The organism is Mesorhizobium sp. CNPSo 4671 (assembly GCF_057784245.1).
The window spans coordinates 19,806-36,040 of record NZ_JBWLUW010000023.1 but is presented as its reverse complement, the minus strand read 5'-3'; the positions used below and the strand labels follow the sequence as shown (position 1 = coordinate 36,040).

14 protein-coding genes are annotated in these 16,235 nt (G+C 62.1%); 4 read left to right on the top strand and 10 right to left on the bottom strand.

The window, feature by feature from the left end; translation table 11 throughout:
• Window positions 1-4: 4 nt before the first annotated feature.
• The 5 genes from fabG to AC04SF_RS34450 all read right to left on the bottom strand — a co-directional run bounded on the left by fabG (window position 5) and on the right by AC04SF_RS34450 (window position 5,869).
• The gene (fabG, locus tag AC04SF_RS34470; RefSeq protein ID WP_488481407.1) at window positions 5-769 is read right to left on the bottom strand and encodes a 3-oxoacyl-ACP reductase FabG; all 765 of its coding nucleotides are present in this window, start codon (window positions 767-769) and stop codon (window positions 5-7) included.
• Window positions 770-849: 80 nt separating this feature from the next.
• A complete protein-coding gene (locus tag AC04SF_RS34465; protein WP_488481406.1) occupies window positions 850-2,376 on the bottom strand; it encodes an APC family permease in 1,527 nt (508 codons plus the stop codon).
• A gap of 98 nt (window positions 2,377-2,474) precedes the next feature.
• Window positions 2,475-3,173, bottom strand: a complete 699-nt coding sequence (locus tag AC04SF_RS34460; RefSeq protein WP_488481405.1) for a cysteine hydrolase family protein — start codon at window positions 3,171-3,173, stop codon at window positions 2,475-2,477.
• A 9-nt stretch (window positions 3,174-3,182) separates the two neighbouring features.
• Window positions 3,183-3,602 (bottom strand): diol dehydratase small subunit, encoded by a 420-nt coding sequence (locus AC04SF_RS34455; protein ID WP_488481404.1) that lies wholly within the window; start codon window positions 3,600-3,602, stop codon window positions 3,183-3,185.
• Entirely contained in the window at window positions 3,599-5,869 is a 2,271-nt protein-coding gene (locus AC04SF_RS34450; RefSeq protein WP_488481403.1) for a propanediol/glycerol family dehydratase large subunit, read from the bottom strand. Before AC04SF_RS34450 ends, AC04SF_RS34455 begins: the two co-directional genes overlap by 4 nt.
• Window positions 5,870-6,858: 989 nt before the next feature.
• Here AC04SF_RS34450 and AC04SF_RS34445 point away from each other — a divergent pair.
• Window positions 6,859-9,252 (top strand): phosphoketolase family protein, encoded by a 2,394-nt coding sequence (locus AC04SF_RS34445; protein ID WP_488481402.1) that lies wholly within the window; start codon window positions 6,859-6,861, stop codon window positions 9,250-9,252.
• A gap of 18 nt (window positions 9,253-9,270) precedes the next feature.
• Window positions 9,271-10,437, top strand: a complete 1,167-nt coding sequence (locus AC04SF_RS34440) for an acetate/propionate family kinase (RefSeq protein ID WP_488481401.1) — start codon at window positions 9,271-9,273, stop codon at window positions 10,435-10,437.
• 35 nt (window positions 10,438-10,472) lie between these two features.
• Here the strand turns inward: AC04SF_RS34440 and AC04SF_RS34435 are convergent, their stop codons facing one another.
• Window positions 10,473-10,988: a GNAT family N-acetyltransferase gene (locus AC04SF_RS34435; RefSeq protein WP_488481400.1), complete on the bottom strand. Its 516-nt coding sequence runs from the start codon at window positions 10,986-10,988 to the stop codon at window positions 10,473-10,475.
• Window positions 10,989-11,051: 63 nt separating this feature from the next.
• Window positions 11,052-11,684, bottom strand: a complete 633-nt coding sequence (locus tag AC04SF_RS34430; protein ID WP_096454898.1) for a helix-turn-helix domain-containing protein — start codon at window positions 11,682-11,684, stop codon at window positions 11,052-11,054.
• Window positions 11,685-12,167: 483 nt separating this feature from the next.
• On the opposite strand from AC04SF_RS34430, the gene AC04SF_RS34425 reads away from it, so the two are divergent.
• Together AC04SF_RS34425 and AC04SF_RS34420 are read left to right on the top strand one after the other, a co-directional pair.
• Complete coding sequence (locus tag AC04SF_RS34425; protein WP_202351186.1) at window positions 12,168-12,530, top strand: phasin family protein; 363 nt, start codon at window positions 12,168-12,170, stop codon at window positions 12,528-12,530.
• Window positions 12,531-12,625: 95 nt separating this feature from the next.
• Window positions 12,626-13,012: a c-type cytochrome gene (locus tag AC04SF_RS34420; protein WP_488481399.1), complete on the top strand. Its 387-nt coding sequence runs from the start codon at window positions 12,626-12,628 to the stop codon at window positions 13,010-13,012.
• 74 nt (window positions 13,013-13,086) lie between these two features.
• Here the strand turns inward: AC04SF_RS34420 and arcC are convergent, their stop codons facing one another.
• From arcC to AC04SF_RS34405, 3 genes are read right to left on the bottom strand one after another with little or no spacing between them, the layout of a single operon-like run.
• Window positions 13,087-13,992 (bottom strand): carbamate kinase, encoded by a 906-nt coding sequence (gene arcC, locus AC04SF_RS34415; RefSeq protein ID WP_488481398.1) that lies wholly within the window; start codon window positions 13,990-13,992, stop codon window positions 13,087-13,089.
• A 1-nt stretch (window position 13,993) separates the two neighbouring features.
• Window positions 13,994-14,995, bottom strand: a complete 1,002-nt coding sequence (gene argF / locus AC04SF_RS34410; RefSeq protein WP_488481397.1) for an ornithine carbamoyltransferase — start codon at window positions 14,993-14,995, stop codon at window positions 13,994-13,996.
• A gap of 17 nt (window positions 14,996-15,012) precedes the next feature.
• Entirely contained in the window at window positions 15,013-16,227 is a 1,215-nt protein-coding gene (locus tag AC04SF_RS34405) for an arginine deiminase (RefSeq protein WP_488481396.1), read from the bottom strand.
• Window positions 16,228-16,235: the final 8 nt, after the last annotated feature.

Here is a 16,235-nt window from a genome sequence, read left to right as displayed (position 1 = left end):
ATCATCACGCCAGGGCCTCCAGGCTCTCCGGCAGGATCTGGCCGCCGTCGACGATGATCGTCTGTCCGGTCACATAGGCTGCTTCCTTCGAGGCAAAGTAGAGTGCAGCATAGCCGATGTCCTCCACGGTTCCGAGCCGCTTGAGCGGGACAGAGGCGGCCATGGTCTTCTGGTAGTCCTCGCCCAGGGCGACAAGGCCCTCGGTGATGATGTTGCCCGGCATGACGGCGTTGACGGTGATGCCGTATTTCGCCAGCTCGATGCAGGCGGTGCGCATGAAGCCGAGTTGCCCGGCCTTGGTGGCGCCGTAGTGCGACCAGCCGGGAAAACCGGTGACCGGGCCGGTGATCGACGACGTCAGCACGACCCGGCCCTGGTCGGACTTCTTGAGATGGGCAACCGCCGCCTTGACCGCGTGGAAGGTACCCTTGAGGTTGGTGTCGACAACCTCGTCCCATTGTTCCGAAGTCATGTCCTCGAGCCGCGCCTGCGGGAAAATTCCGGCATTGGCGCACAACACGTCGATGCCCCCGTTTCTCGCGGCCACGGTCGCAAAAGCGCTCTCGACGCTGGCAAGCGAGGTGACATCGCCAACCACGCCAAAGGCGCCGTGACCGATCTCTGCGGCAGCGGCTTCGGCCTGGTCGAGATGGCGCGCGATGATGGCGACCTTGGCGCCCGAGAGAGCGAACACCCGCGCTATGCCCTTGCCGATGCCTTTCGATCCGCCGGTAACGACGACAGACCGACCCTTCAAAGACTGGGTCATGATTTGAAGCTCCAAAATGAGACGGGGACAGAGTGATACCCTGTCCCCGTTGCCACAAGAAATCCAGGGCGGTCGATGCCCTAGCCTTCGTTCACCATGTGACCGATGTTCTGGTACGCTTGGGGGTTGGCGGACTTCAGCACGAAGCCCCAGATCAGGCCGACGATAAGGATCGCAAGCCCGACATAGGGGATGCTCCTGGCGAAGCCATTGGTGCCGCCGAGCGTCGCGAGATTGGCCACCAGCGTGTAGACGAGGACCAGCTGGACAACGAGCGAGATCAGCGGCGCGATGACCGTCGTCAGCATGCTGCCGCCGCCGTTCTTCTTGAACCACATGTAGATCGCCAACGAGACAACGGCCTGCAGCACCAGCAGCAGTCCGGTGCCAAGCACCGCAAACAGCGTATAGACGCCGAGCCAGGCCTGTCCCGACGGATCGTCGAAGCCGTAGGCCAGACCGTAGAGCAGTACCCATAGCGCCGCCAGCACCGACTGCAGCGCCGAGGCCTTGTGCGGGCTCTTGTGGTGGTCATGCGTCTCCGCGATCGCCTGCGGCAGGACGCCTTCGCGCGCCAGCGAGTACAGATAGCGGGAAGCGGTGTTGTGGAAGGCCATGCCGCAGGCGAAGGAACTGGTCAGGATGAGAAGCGACATCAGCTGGTAGCCCCAGCCGCCGACAAAACTCTGAACGGGTGTCAGGAAGAAATTCACCCCGTCGGAGAATGCCTTGGCCACCATGTCGGCCTCGGTGGGATAGGCCGCCACCGCGCACCAGCTGACGAAGGTGTAGAACAGGCCAAGGCCGATGACCGAAATCAGCAGCGATTGCGGAATGATGCGCTTCGGATCGCGGGATTCCTCGGCATAATTCGGCGCCATCTCGAAACCGACCCAGGACCAGAACGCCATGAATATGCCGACGGCGGCCTCGCCCGCCGGTACGGCCACATCGCCGACCTTCTGCTCGGCTACAGGCGTGAACACCTTGAATACATTGAGCGAATCGCCGGAAAAATTCGTCCCGCCATGCGCGAAAAGCACGCCCAGCGAGAAGATCACCAGCATGATCACTTCAAGAATGAGGGCGATCCCGAGCAGCCGTGCCGACACTTTCACGTCGCGGTAGGCGAGCGCTGCTATGACCACGATCATGGCGAGCGCAAGGACGATCCACGGCACGTTGATGCCGAAGTGCTGGGAGATCCAAAGGTTGCCGAAAAATGCGAACAACCCGGTGAGAGAGGCCTCGAACAGCGAGTAGCAGGCGAGGGAGCCGATGCCCGCCGACATGCCGACCTCGCGGCCGAGCCCCTGGCTGATGAAGGAGTAGAAGCCGCCGACGGACGAGACACGCGATGCCATCGCCGCATAGCCGACCGAGAAGATGGTCAGCACGATCGTCGCCATCAGGAAGGCGGCCGGCGTGTATTTGCCGATGCCGTAGCCCGCCGCGAACGGGACGTTGCCCAGCATCGCCGACATTGGCGCCGCGCCGGTAACGGCCAGAAAGAGCACTCCCGCGAGCCCCACGGCCTTGGAGTGCAAAAGATTGATGCTGTTACTCTTCGAGACGTCGATCGTCCCGCGTGCAGTTTCTATGGCCATGAAGCCCTCTCCATTCGTGACAGCAGTATTTGGTCCCCGCACGTGGCGGCCGATGTATCCCGGCCTGCGAGTGCAGCCATGACACTACGGACGCCGCGTCACTTTGCCAAGGCCATGATTTTGCATAGCTCGCCGCTCGACATCACGTGGCAGTAGATCATGTTGATGATTTCGAGCTCCTTGCGATGAAGCTCCTCGGTCGCCGCCGCGCAGCAATCCTCAAGCACGATGACGGCGTAGCTCTCATCCGCCAGGCTGCGCACCGTCGAGGACACGCACTGGTCCGTGAAGATGCCGCAGCAGATGACGTTCCTGATGCCGAGATTGTGAAGGATCAGGCGCAGGTTCGTCCCAGTCAGCGCGGAATCCGTGGTTTTGGTCACGACGATTTCGTCGCCGGCCGGTTGAAGCTCGGCAACGAGCTGCGATGGCGCGTCGTTCTTTGGTAGCAGCAAATTGTTCCAGCCCGGCATTTTCTGGGAGAGCGAGCGGTCGCGCCCGTCCCTGGTGTGGCAGGCGATGCGGGCAAAAAGGCATTCGATGCTATTTTGCCGTGCCAACTCCAGCAGTCTTGCCGTGTTCGGTATGACCGTGCCGTGCATGCGCTCGTGGAACGGCGTCCACAGATCGTAACGGTGCTGTTCCTGCGGTGAGAGCGACCCGCGATCCGGCCGTTCCAGGTAGGTGTTTTGAACATCGATGACCAGGATGGCGGTTTGCGCCGGCACCAGCACCGGATCATCCGGCTCGGGCGCGCCGAGGTAATAGAGCGAACGGAATCCGGTTTTCCAGCTCATGCGGTCCTTTCAGAAGCGGAACGTGAAAAGGCCGCGCGCTGCATAGGTCTCGGCGGCTTCTTCGATGAACCGGGCGATGCGTTCGGCCTGGTAGGTGTCACGCATCGTGGCGGCGGCCTCGAGCAGTTCTTCCATGGACTTGGCGCGGCCCGGGCGCAGCAATTCGTAGACCTGCATGATGAAATCCTGCGGCACCTCGACAAGCTCCGCCCCCCGCTCGAAGTTGAGCGCCAGTGTCGGCCGGCCGACATCGCGCGCCACGTCGGCCTGGGCCTGCAGCGCTTGCGGTGTGATGCGGAGGTCTTCCATCGTCACTTCGCCGGCTAGCACCGCATCCAGCGTTATCTCTGGAAGCGCCTTGCCATGCTTGCCGGTCACCGCGCCGGGCTGGGTTTCGGCGAGTGGATAGTCGGCACGCGTATGGGTCACGATTTCGCTCCCGTCAAAGTGACATCGACCTCTTCGGGAGCAGCACCCGCCTCGGTCAGCCCGGTTTCGATGGCGTAGATGAGGGCGACGCGGGCGTGGTAGCGGGACCCCATGGCCTCGCCCCGCTGCGGCACCACGATGGGCTCCGGCATTTCGCCCAGTGCATAGGCCGCCGCATTGGCACCGAGCGCACGATAGTGCTCGAGCCTGGTGATCGGCGCATTGGAAAACAGTTCGAGATTGTTGTGCGGCTGGCGGTCGCGCTGATGGATGACGGCCGTGCCCTTGGCCTGGATGCCGATGCCGATGCCGCTGCCGGCAAGCCGGGCGGCGGACAGACCGAGGAAGGAGGTATCGGCGGTATGGCGAAAGCGAACGACGCGCGCCTTGAGCCCGCGTGCGCGAATTGCATCCAGCATCGCGCCAAGCACTTCGGAGAGCCGATGTCCGGCCGTCGTCCGATAAAGCTTGAGCCCGAATGCCGGACTGATGCCGATGACCACATCGTCCTTGGCCGATCCGTTGGCCGCCGGCCCAAGATTGCGATAGCGGATGTGCCTTGCCTCGTCCTTCTCGTGCAAGGCTTCCGAGCGCAGCACCTCCTTCTGGTCCAGCACATCGCGGATGTCATTGAGCTGCAGACGCCGTTCTTCGGACACGCGGTAGCCGGAGCCCGGGCCGAGATAGTCGTTTGGATCGTTCACCGCGCTGACGATCCGCCCGTTGCGGATCATGGCCGAGGTCTGGAGATAGTCACCGGAAAGGCGCAGCTTGACCACGTCGAGGAGGTTCTCCGCCTCTTCGCGGAACCCACGCTTGGCCAGCGCCTTGACCACATCGATCACGGTGATGCCACGCTCCTTGATGGCTTCGCTGATAAAGCTGACGTCGCGCGGCATCAGGCTGCGCGTGTCGTCGGAACCGGACGCGTAGACCACACTGCTCTTCATGTCCTCGGTCGGTGAGGAAAGGTCGAGTTCCTCGAACACGGCGGCGATCGCTTCCACCGCCCGCTCGCGCAGCTCGATCGCGCGCGACTCGGGCAGCGGCGTCAGCCCGCCATCGGCCTCGAAATCGCGCTGCAGCACCAGATAATCTTCCAGTTCCTCGCCGTTGATCAGCGACGGGTTGAACGAATTGTCGTATTTCAGGATCGATCCCATGCCGGAGCAGATCAGATCCGAGCCGGCAATCAGATAGGGAAGGATTTTGGCGCCGACGCGAATTTCCGATTCGGTCGAGCGCGCGTCATTGCCGGACGCGCATTCGAGATCGAGCCAGACGGCGATGAGGTTCTCGGCCATCAGCTCGCGGACGCCGCCGGGTATAGTGGCGGTCAAGGGCGCCCCGTCGATGCCGCCATTTTGCGTGCCCTGCACGCCCATGCCACGCTGCAGACAGAGGCAGCGCGCCTCCAGGTAGAGCAGTGATTTTGCTTCATGGAAGCCCATCAGCAGCTCTGAGCCGGCACCCGACGTGCAGCGCATCTTGACGCCGCGCGAGGCATAGGCGGCGGCGAGAAATGCCTTGGACCACGGCGTGTCGTCGCCATCGGTGAACGACTTTTCAGTTCCGTAGACGGAAACGGTTTCGGCGTAGGAGGTGAAGCCGGCCATGGCGATGCGCAGCTCTTCGGCTTCCTCGCTGGAACACTGGAACAGCGTTCCCCAGCGGCCGACCGCGCCGCCCACCGCACACGCCACTGCGTTGGACCAGGCGTTGCGCGACACGCGCATCGTCGTCTCGATCTCGTCGAAGCCAAAGGCGACAGCAGTCGCCGCGTCGGCGGCGAGCTGCAACGGGTCGTCCTTGGCGTTGGTGACATGCGCCTGATTGCCCGGCGTCTTGCGCGCCCGCATCTTCGAATAGGCGAAGGCGATCTCCAGCGCGTTGAGTTGCGACACCACCTCGGCGAGTTTCGCGGGCGTCATGCCATGGGCGAGCCGCACCAGCGTTTCGCGCGGCACGTTCATGTCGACTAGCCAGCGTGCGACGGTCGCCGAGTCCAGCGCCATCGCTTCAGGCGCCACCTCCGGGTCGATGTGATGGCGGGCAATGAAGCGGTCGATCATGTCGTAGTCGTGTTCGAGCACCCCATCGAGGGACACGACGCGCCCCTCCTTGATGCCGACGCCGGGCTTGGGATCGGCCGGGCTGGAGAAGGCGGAGAAGCCGTTGGCGGGGTCTTCCGCCGCGAACTTGTCCAGCCGCAACGGCCGCTCGTCCCAGTCGGCGAAGCGCTTCCAGCGGTTCAGTTTCGGCGTCATGCGTGCTATCCTCGACCCAGCCGAAAGACTAGTAAATGCCTATTCGCCACACAATGACCCTGTATCGACCGCCGGCCAAGGGGGTGCACGCCGCAGGCTCAATATACCCGAAGCTCCTCGCCTCGATTGGCGCGGTGACGGTACTTTTGAAAGACCACCTAGGCGCTATCGGGCGCCGCAAGCTGCGAGAAATCTTCCAATTGATCTCGATAGTTGGTGAAACCTCGAAATGTTTTTCACGGCAATTTTCCGTTTAAAATCAAAAGCGTAATTTTTTGATGGTTCTGTATCGGACTTTGTGGAGGTACGAAAAATATTTGGCAGCAATTCAATGGGTTATATGCTGTTTGAACAATCAAGTGGGAGTAGAGGAACGGACGGCAATAGCGTAGCGGCGGCGATTTTCGCAATCGTATGAATTGTTTTCGTGTCCGCATTTCGCTTCCTGCCGAACTGGCATTCTCCATCTGCAGTCTGGCAAGTCAGATCTGCGGCCAGATACCTGATGAAGTAAAGCCCTTTCAAAAAAGGGAGAGGGCTATAGCGTAGAATGGCGTGCGAAGAGGCGGTCTGCCTTCCCCCGCATCTTTGACATCAATTTTGCGGTTTGCCTGAAAGCAGACATCTACGGCGACTTCAGCGACTTGCCGCGTCGAGGCAAGCGTTCGCCTCCAGATTGGAGGTAAATTGGCGTCGCGGCGGTCGGCCATTCAATTGGCAATCCGTGAGGGTTCATGTTTGCAGCCGCATTTGCGCTGCATCAATGCCACGCACAGCCGACAGACTTAGAAACGAAATCAGTAGACCGGGATTTCAGCTCGGATCGAGAAAGGATCGCAGCCGTTACGTGACAGCGATGGTCATATAGTGGTCGATAGATATGTGCGACGGTTCCTGCCGAAAACGGATTGAAAGCGTCGAACGAACTCAACTCACTGGTTTGCGTTAGACGGTGGCCAGGATTTTCGCGAATGCAGAGGGATCGGAACATGGACGACCATTCGAGAACTGCGGCTGATGCGAACCGTTTGTCCGCACGGGAGCTACACGATCTCGACGCGTATTGGCGCGCCGCCAACTACCTGACCATCGGCCAGATCTACCTGCTCGACAATCCGCTGCTGCGCGAGCCGCTCCGGCTTGAGCATGTCAAGCCGCGGCTGCTTGGTCATTGGGGGACCTCGCCGGGGCTCAGCTTCATCTATGCGCATCTCAACCGCGCAATCAGGCAGCGCGACGCCAACGTCATCTATGTCTGCGGTCCCGGCCACGGCGGCCCCGCCATGGTGGCCAACACCTATCTCGAGGGCACTTACAGCGAACTCAATCCCGATGTCTCGCTCGATGAGACCGGCATGAAGAAGCTGTTTCGCCAGTTTTCCTTTCCGGGCGGCATTCCCAGCCACGCGGCGCCGGATGTGCCGGGATCAATCCATGAGGGAGGCGAGTTGGGCTATTCGCTCTCGCATGCCTATGGCGCGGCATTCGATAACCCGGATCTCATCGTCGCCTGCGTGGTTGGAGACGGCGAAGCGGAAACCGGACCGCTTGCCACCGCCTGGCATTCCAACAAATTCCTCAATCCGGTGCAGGACGGTGCGGTGCTGCCGATCCTGCATCTCAACGGCTACAAGATCGCCAATCCGACCATTCTCGCCCGGATCCCCGAAGAGGAACTGCGCGCGCTGTTCGTAGGCTACGGCTATGAGCCGCTGTTCGTCGAAGGCCACGACCCGGCCCTGACGCATGAAAAGATGGCGGTCGTGCTCGACGAAGCGCTCGACCGCATCAAGGCGATCCAGGAAACTGCGCGCAGCAGCGGCGCCATTGTCCAGTCGCGGCCGAGATGGCCGATGATCGTGCTGCGCAGCCCGAAGGGCTGGACCGGGCCCAAGGAAGTCGACGGATTGAAGACCGAAGGTTTCTGGCGCGCGCATCAGGTTCCCCTGTCGGGTCTCGCCGAAAACCCGGCGCATCTGAAGATGCTCGAGGATTGGATGCGCAGCTACCGGCCGGAAGAGCTGTTTGACGCAACAGGTGCTCCAGCGCCGACGATCCGCGCGACTGCTCCGCAGGGTTCAAGGCGCATGAGCGCCAACCCGCATGCCAATGGCGGCCTTCTGCGCCGTTCTCTCGATTTGCCCGGTCTTGATCAGCACGCCATTGCGATCGAGCGCCCCGGAGCCGTGAAGGCGGAGTCGACACGGGTCATGGGCCACTTCCTGCGCGACGTGATGGCACTCAACCAGGGCGCCAGGAACTTCCGCATCGTTGGCCCCGATGAGACGGCGTCGAACCGGCTTCAGGATGTCTTTGAGGTGACGGAACGCGCCTGGATGGAAGAAATCCTTCCAGAGGACGTCCATCTCGGACGAGACGGCAGGGTGATCGAGATCCTGTCCGAGCATACCTGCCAGGGCTGGCTGGAAGGCTATCTGCTGACCGGCCGGCATGGCTTTTTCTCGTGCTACGAGGCCTTCACGCACATCATTGACTCCATGTTCAACCAGCATGCCAAATGGCTTGACGCCTGCCGCAAGCTGCCATGGCGGCAGCCGGTTGCGTCACTGAACTACCTCTTGTCCAGTCACGTCTGGCACCAGGAACACAATGGCTTCAGCCATCAGGATCCCGGCTTCATCGACGTCGCCCTGAACAAGAAGGCTGATGTCGTGCGTGTCTATCTGCCGCCGGATGCCAACAGCCTGCTCTGTGTGACCGACCATGTGCTGAAGACCTGGAACCGCATCAACGTCATCGTCGCCGGCAAGGCGCCATCCTGGCAGTGGCTGGGCATCGAGGAGGCGATCGTCCACTGCAACGCCGGCGTGGGGATATGGGAGTGGGCCTCGACTGACCACGGCGCGGAGCCTGACGTGGTCATGGCCTGCGCCGGCGACGTGCCGACGCTGGAGACGCTTGCCGCGGTACAGATCCTGAAAGAGCATATTCCGGATCTGCGGATCAGGGTGGTCAACATTGTCGACCTGATGACCCTGCAGCCCAAGGAGCATCATCCGCACGGCCTGTCGGACCGCGACTTCGACGCGCTGTTCAGCAAGGACAAGCCAGTGATCTTCGCCTATCACGGTTATCCCTGGACGATCCATCGCCTGACCTACCGACGGACCAACCACCAGAACATTCATGTGCGCGGCTACAATGAAGAAGGCACGACCACCACGCCCTTCGACATGACTGTACTCAACGGCCTCGACAGGTATCATCTTGTGCTCAGCGTGCTCGACCGGATTCCCGAGCCGAGCGGCGCCCATGTCGGGCTCAAACACGCGATGGAAGGAAAGCTGATTGAGCATCGAGCCTATATCCGCGCCCACGGGCAGGATATGCCGGAGATTCTCGGCTGGAAGTGGGAACAGTAAGCCGGTGACAGGCCGATCATGACTGATGCGTTCCTGGTCCTCAATGGCGGCTCATCAAGCCTGAAGTTCGCCGTCTTCGAGGAGCAAGGGGACCTTCCCCTGCTGTTGCGCGGCAGCGTGTCTTCGCTCGCCCGAAATCCGAGACTGCGCACGGTGGCCACGGCAGCGGCGGCCGCGGTCGACAAGAGCCTTGGCGATGGACCGATCGCGATCGCCGACGCATTTTCGGCGGTGGCCTCGTTGCTCGCCGATCGCAATCTCCTCGGCCGGATCGGCAAGATCGGCCATCGCATCGTTCATGGCGGTCAGGCCTTCACAGCGGCGGCTCTGCTCGACGCAGGCACATTGGCAGCCCTGCACGGGCTGGAGCCGCTCGCGCCTATCCATCAGGCTATCAATCTCGAGATCGTCAAGCTGGCAGCTGAGCTGCTGCCGCACGCCGTGCAAGTCGGCTGCTTCGATACGGCATTTCACGCAACCCGGCCGGCGCTCGCCAAGATCTACGGTCTGCCGCGAGACATGGCGGAGCAGGGGATCGTTTCCTACGGCTTTCACGGACTGTCTTACAGCCACATTGCAGGGATGCTGCGGGAACGGTACGGCGCCGGCACCGGTGGCCGGGCGATCGTTGCCCATCTCGGCAGCGGCGCGAGCCTGTGCGCCATGCGGGCAGGGGCAAGTGTGGCGACCACAATGGGATTTTCGACGCTCGACGGTCTCGTCATGAGCACCCGCTGCGGCGCGCTGGATCCGGGCGTGATCCTGCATCTTCTGCGTAGCAAGAACTTATCGGCCGATGAACTGACCGACCTTCTCTACGAGCGCTCGGGCCTGCTGGGCGTGTCCGGCATTTCCGGGGACATGCAGACCTTGCTCGACAGCAAGGACCCAGCGGCCTTTCAAGCCGTCGATCTCTTCATCTATCGCGTCGGGCGAGAGATCGGGTCGCTGGCCGCCGCGCTTGGCGGTCTCGACACTTTGGTGTTTACCGCCGGTATTGGCGAGCACGCGCCCCTGATCCGGCGCAAAGTCTGTGAGGCTGCCGCGTGGCTTGGCCTGGCGCTTGATGAAGGCTTGAACCAAAACGGCGATGGTCTCGTCAGCGCCGCTACGTCACGTGTCGATATTCTTGCCATTCCCGCCGATGAGGAGTTCGCCGTGGCGCGAGACCTGCTTGCTTTCTGAGCAGGTCTCGTTGCGGCTGGGAGGCGAGCGAGTACCTACGCCGGCAGACTGGCGCCCCGCTTGCGCTGAACCAGAACGAGTGTCGCATCGTCGGGGTCGGCAGTCACGGTGAAACCCATCTCGCGCTCAAGATCGATCGCTGCGCGGTTTTCCCGATTTTCGATCGATTCGATCGTTTCGAGACCGTGCTCATCTGCGTAGCGCGCGACATGGGCGAGCAATTCCCAGCTGACCCCCAAATGTTTGCGGTCATCGCGGATGCAGATGGCGACCTCGCCACGCCTGTCGGCCGGATCGCTGGCCAGCGTCGCCACCGCGATCAACATTCCGTCCGGTACGAATGCCAGGAAATTATGGATATGCGCATCGTCGGATCGGGTCATCGCAACCAGCCTCTCGTGCGAAACTTCCCGCACGGCGCCAAGAAAGCGGAAGCGCAGATCCTCGGGCGTCACATGGGTGAAAAACTCGGCGACCGTCGGCTCGTCTTCGGGGCGTGCACCGCGAACGTCAAAGCGGAATCCTGAGTGCGTGGTAAGGGTCGTGTTCATCGTCTTCGGTCCTTGGCTTGCCCTTGCGGGCATTGTTGTTCTGGATCGCTAAAGCGGTGCGCGTCATTCGCCCATGTCGAGCAGCACGTCCTGCTTGAGAATCTCGAGGCTGCGCAGGCCAAGCAGGCGAATGACGCCCTTGTCCTTCAGGCGGGTGAAGACCCGCGACACGGTCTCGATAGTGAGGCCGAGATAGTCGCCAATATCCATGCGCGACATCGGCAACTCGACCTGGCGCAGGCCGCCCTGGCGTTCCGCCATGTCGACCAGGAAGGCGGCGACACGCTCGATGGCATTCTGGCGGCCAAGCACCAGCAGATGTTCCTGGGCTCTGATCAGACCTTTGAGTGCCAGCGGCAGCAACTGCCGGGACATGTCCGCGGCTGAGGCGATCCGGAAAACCCGGATGCCGGTCGCGTTGATCGCCTCGGCGAAGAAATGATGGGTGGCGTCGGCTTCGAAGCCGAATGTCTCTCCGGCCATATGGAAGGCACTGATCTGCCGGCGGCCATCGGCCAGAAGGCGGTAGACGCGCACGGCGCCGAATTCGACTTGGTAAAGCGGCCCTGCCTTTTCGCCCTGGGCGTAGATCTCCGTACCCGCCGGGAAGAAGCTGACCGGCTGCGTCGCATCGAGCAGAGCAAAAGGGGCCTGCTGCGTGGGCAGTTCAATATTGGCGATCTGTTGAGCGTACATGGCTGTGTTCCCGGTTGATCCGTGACAACAGAAATCGCGCAAAATCGAACCGGCCGAAATTCGGTTATGTCCCTAAGGGAAACTACCTAGGCGCTCGTCGCGCCGAGCCGGGCGAAGCGGCGTGGCCGCGGGAAACCGCGTAACTGGCGCAGCGCGATCGCCTTGACCAGGGTCAAATGACGACGAGGCCGGTAGGCTTGATCGGGATCAATGTTTCGCGCGGCGGTTCTGCCACTCTTGGCCAGAACCAACGAGAGGATTTGACCATGTCCGCCGATGTCATCGTTCTCTGGGGCGTCGCGTTTGGGTTTGCCTATCTCGCCGGAGCATCGATTTGCTTTGAACTCGCGTCGGCAACCACAGGCGAACCTTCTGCGACAAACTACAGCTTTGGCCGCCATGCACGACCTAGTCGGGTGAAGGTGAGGTACTGAGATGACGACATGCGATCTGGAAGACGTCATCGCACCTTGGAGTGAGGCGTTGCGCGTGCCGGAGATGCTTCCTTTCATAAGGTCAGGGCAGAAGCTTCTGCAGGCGAACGTCGCCTTGCAGGCGCATTCCGCGCGGATTCTTATGCGCTATCAGCTTGAAGGCCTCTCGTTCCTCGGGCGTCGGTTGGAAGCCGACCTGAAACTGGTCGAGACACTGATCGCCAGCGGCGAATTCGTGGATGCGTTCGACGTCGTCGGCAACTTTGTCCAAAACTCCACAGCCGCCTATGCGGACGAAATCGGCAAGGTCGCCTCGATCGGCGCCAGCTTCGCCGCGGAGGCGGCCGGGCATCTGCGCAAGGAGGCGCGCAACACGATCGAGGACATGGCCGCGGCGACCGCCACCGCCTGAGAACGTCCGGCTCTACGAGACGCGCCGCGGAGGTGGCGGGGGGCTCGGTTCGTGCCGAACGCACCAGTAAAGCCATGTGTGATCGAGTGCCAGATTTGAGCCAGATCAAGGTATGGCGTCCATATCTCATCCATGCTGGGACGATGAAACCTCGATCCCTGTCTGGACGCTTCCTGCTGCTTGGACTTGCCCTTCTTTGCGCGACGCCGGCATGGGCAGGCCACGACGCGCAGACTGTTCGCGGCAAGAAGCTTGTCGAGACGAACTGTTCCGGGTGCCATGCCGTCGGCTTGAACGACAAGAGCACCCATCCTGATGCGCCGCCCTTCCGCACATTGTCGAGCCGCTATCCGGTGGAGGATCTTGAAGAGGCACTCGGTGAGGGGATCTCGACCGGCCACCCCGACATGCCGGAATTCGTCGCGACTCCCACGCAAATTGACGCCATCGTTTCCTACATAAAGAGCCTGGATCGCAGATGAGACGCCTCCGTCGGCCGTAGGCTTAGGCCGCGCCGATGCCTGTACGCACTCCGGGCTGAGAGATCGAAAGCGGCTCAGGCGTGGAAGCTGGTGCCTTGCCGACCTCTGACGATTTCAACAGCGTCCTCGAGCCGGCCTATCGCTGCCGAATTGCCGGTCGCCTCAACGAATTCGATTGCGGCACTGACTTTCGGCCCCATGGAGCCGGCCGCAAAATTCTTCCCGGATAGCTCCTTGGGGCTCACGCGCCGGAGCGCCCGAGCAGCCGCCGTTCCATAGTCGACATATACGGCGTCGACATCGGTCAACAGGAGCAGCATGTCGGCTTGCAACTGGCGGGCAAGAAGCGAGCTTGCCAAATCCTTGTCGATGACTGCTTCCACGCCGCAAAGACTGCCGTCATCCCGAGCTATCACCGGAACCCCACCGCCGCCGGTGCAGATGACGATCACGCCGCGCTCGACCAGGAACGAAATCACCGAGGCTTCCAGGATTGCCAGCGGTTTGGGCGAAGGCACGACCCGGCGCCATTTGTCGCCATCGGGTGCGATTCGCCAGCTGCGTTCGGTGGCAAGCTTGCGTGCGGCTGCCTCATCGTAGACCGGGCCGATCGGCTTCGTCGGGTGAGCGAACGCCGGATCGTGCGGATCCACTTTCACTTGTGTGAGCAGGGTTGCGAAAAGCCTCTCCTTGAGGAGGTTGCCGAGTTCCTGTTCGATCATGTAGCCGATCATGCCGGCGCTCTCGGCGCCGAGCACGTCCAGCGGGAAGGAGCCGCCGTCCGGGTCCGCGGCCGACTGGAGCGCGAGTAGCCCGACCTGAGGGCCGTTGCCATGCGTGATGACGACCGAATGCCCTTCGCCGATCAATGCCGCCAACGCCGACGCCGCACGCCTGACATTGTCGCGTTGGTTGTCGGCGGTCATCGGCTCGCCGCGCCGCAACAGCGCGTTTCCGCCCAGGGCAACGACGATACGCATCTCAGGTGCCGATCGTGGCTACGAGCAGGGCCTTGATCGTGTGCATGCGGTTTTCAGCCTGGTCAAAAACGATCGAGGCTGACGACTCGAATACCTCGTCGGTAACTTCCATGCAGTCGATGCCATACTCCTTGGCGATGAAGGCACCGATTTCTGTTTCGGTGTCATGGAACGCCGGCAGGCAGTGCATGAATTTGGTGTGGGGATTGCCCGTCGCCGCCATCACCTCTCCGGTGACCCGGTATGGCGTCAACAGGCGGATGCGTTCCGCCCAGCCGGATTTGTCCTCGCCCATCGACATCCACACATCGGTGTAGACGAAGTCGGCGTCCTGAACGCAGCTCGTCACGTCTTCATCCAGCCGGAAGCGGCCGCCGCTTTGTGCGGCGAGCTCCCTGACATGGGCGCAGAACGCCTCGTCGGGCCAAAGATCCCTTGGCGAGGCAATGCGCATATCGATGCCAACCTTGGCTGCACCCAGCGCCAATGACAGGGCGACATTGTCGCGGCCCTCGCCGACAAAGGCGACGGTCATGTCCGACAGATGCTTGTGCGTGAATTCGCGCATCGTCATGAAGTCGGCAAGGATCTGCGTTGGATGCGCCTCGTCGGTAAGGCCGTTGTAAACCGGCACGCCTGCATGCGCGGCAAGCAGTTCGGCCTGGTGCTGACCAAAGCCGCGATATTCGATCGCGTCATACATGCGGCCCAGCACCCGCGCCGTATCTTTCATGGATTCCTTGTGGCCGATATGGCTGCCGCTCGGCCCGAAATAGGTAACGTGGGCGCCCTGGTCATAGGCTGCCACCTCAAAGCCTGTCCGGGTGCGCGTCGAATCCTTCTCGAAGATGAGCGCGATGTTCTTTCTGACAAGACGCGGGATCTCATGTCCTGCGACCTTGGCCGCCTTGAGATCGGCCGCCAGTTTGAGAAGGAAGCGGATCTCATCGGCGGTCAGATCGTCCAGGGTAAGGACGGAGCGGCCGTGAAGGTTGATCGACATTGGAAAATCCTTTCTGGTCAGACCGGGTCGCGGGCAATGGGACAGGTCATGCAGTGGCCGCCGCCGCGGCCGCGGCTTAGTTCGGCCCCCTCGACGGTGATTACTTCGATGCCCGCGCGGCGCAGAAGCGTGTTGGTGTAGACGTTGCGGTCGTAGCCGATGACGACGCCGGGCTCGACCGCGACGACATTGTTTCCGTCGTCCCATTGCTCGCGCTCGGCCTCGTAGTGGTCGCCGCCCGTCGCGATGATGCGTAGTGTCTTCAGCCCGAGGGCCTCGGCGACCACCGTCGTGAAGGGCTTTGTCTCATCGATGACCTCGACCGCCGCCTCTGCATCGCCCGGGCGCAGCGAGAAGGTGCGCAACCGGTCAACCACCGGCGGGTACAGGGTGACGAGGTCGCGGTCGCAGAAGGTGAAGACTGTGTCGAGATGCATGAAGCTGCGGTCGCGCGGCATCAAAGCGGCAATCACCCGCGTCGCTTCGCCGGCTGCAAAGAGGCTTCGCGCGAGGTCGCCCACCGCTTGCGGCGTCGTGCGCTCGCCCATGCCGACAAGAACCGTCCCGTCGCCGATTGGCATGACATCGCCACCTTCGAGGCTGATGCCCGTCCCCTGGCCCGGCGAGACGAATGGGACGCCGCTGTCGCGAAAGCGAGGGTGAAAGCGATAGACAGCCTCGACATTGGCTGCCTCCGGGCGCCTGGCAGGCCAGTACATGGCGTTGACCGACACGGCGCCATAGATCCAGCAGGAACTGTCGCGTGTGAAAAGCTGGTTCGGCAGCGGCGGGAGCACGAAGTCCTGGGGGCCAAGCGTTCGTCCAGTCAGCCCCCTGGGCTCGAAGGGAAGCTCCGCACGCGCAATGCCGCCGACCAGATGAGCGGCAAGTTGCTCCGATGGCATTTCGTTCAGCCAGCCGCGCAGCTCGCCGACCATGTCCAGTCCAACCACCCCCGGATGAACCCGGCGCTCGAGCAACCAGTCACGCGCTTCGGCAAGACCTATTGTCTCCGCCAACAGGTCGGCGAACGGATGGACCACGACGCCGCGTTCGCGCAACGCATCGACAAAGACGTCGTGCTCCTGGCGAGCGCGCTTGACCCACAGCACATCATCGAAGAGCAGCGCCTTGCAGTTCTCTGGTGTCAGCCTGCGCAGGCTGAGGTCCGGACGGTGGACCATCACCTCGCGCAGCCGGCCGACCTCGGAGTGGACACCCAGGCTTGTCATCGCGTCAA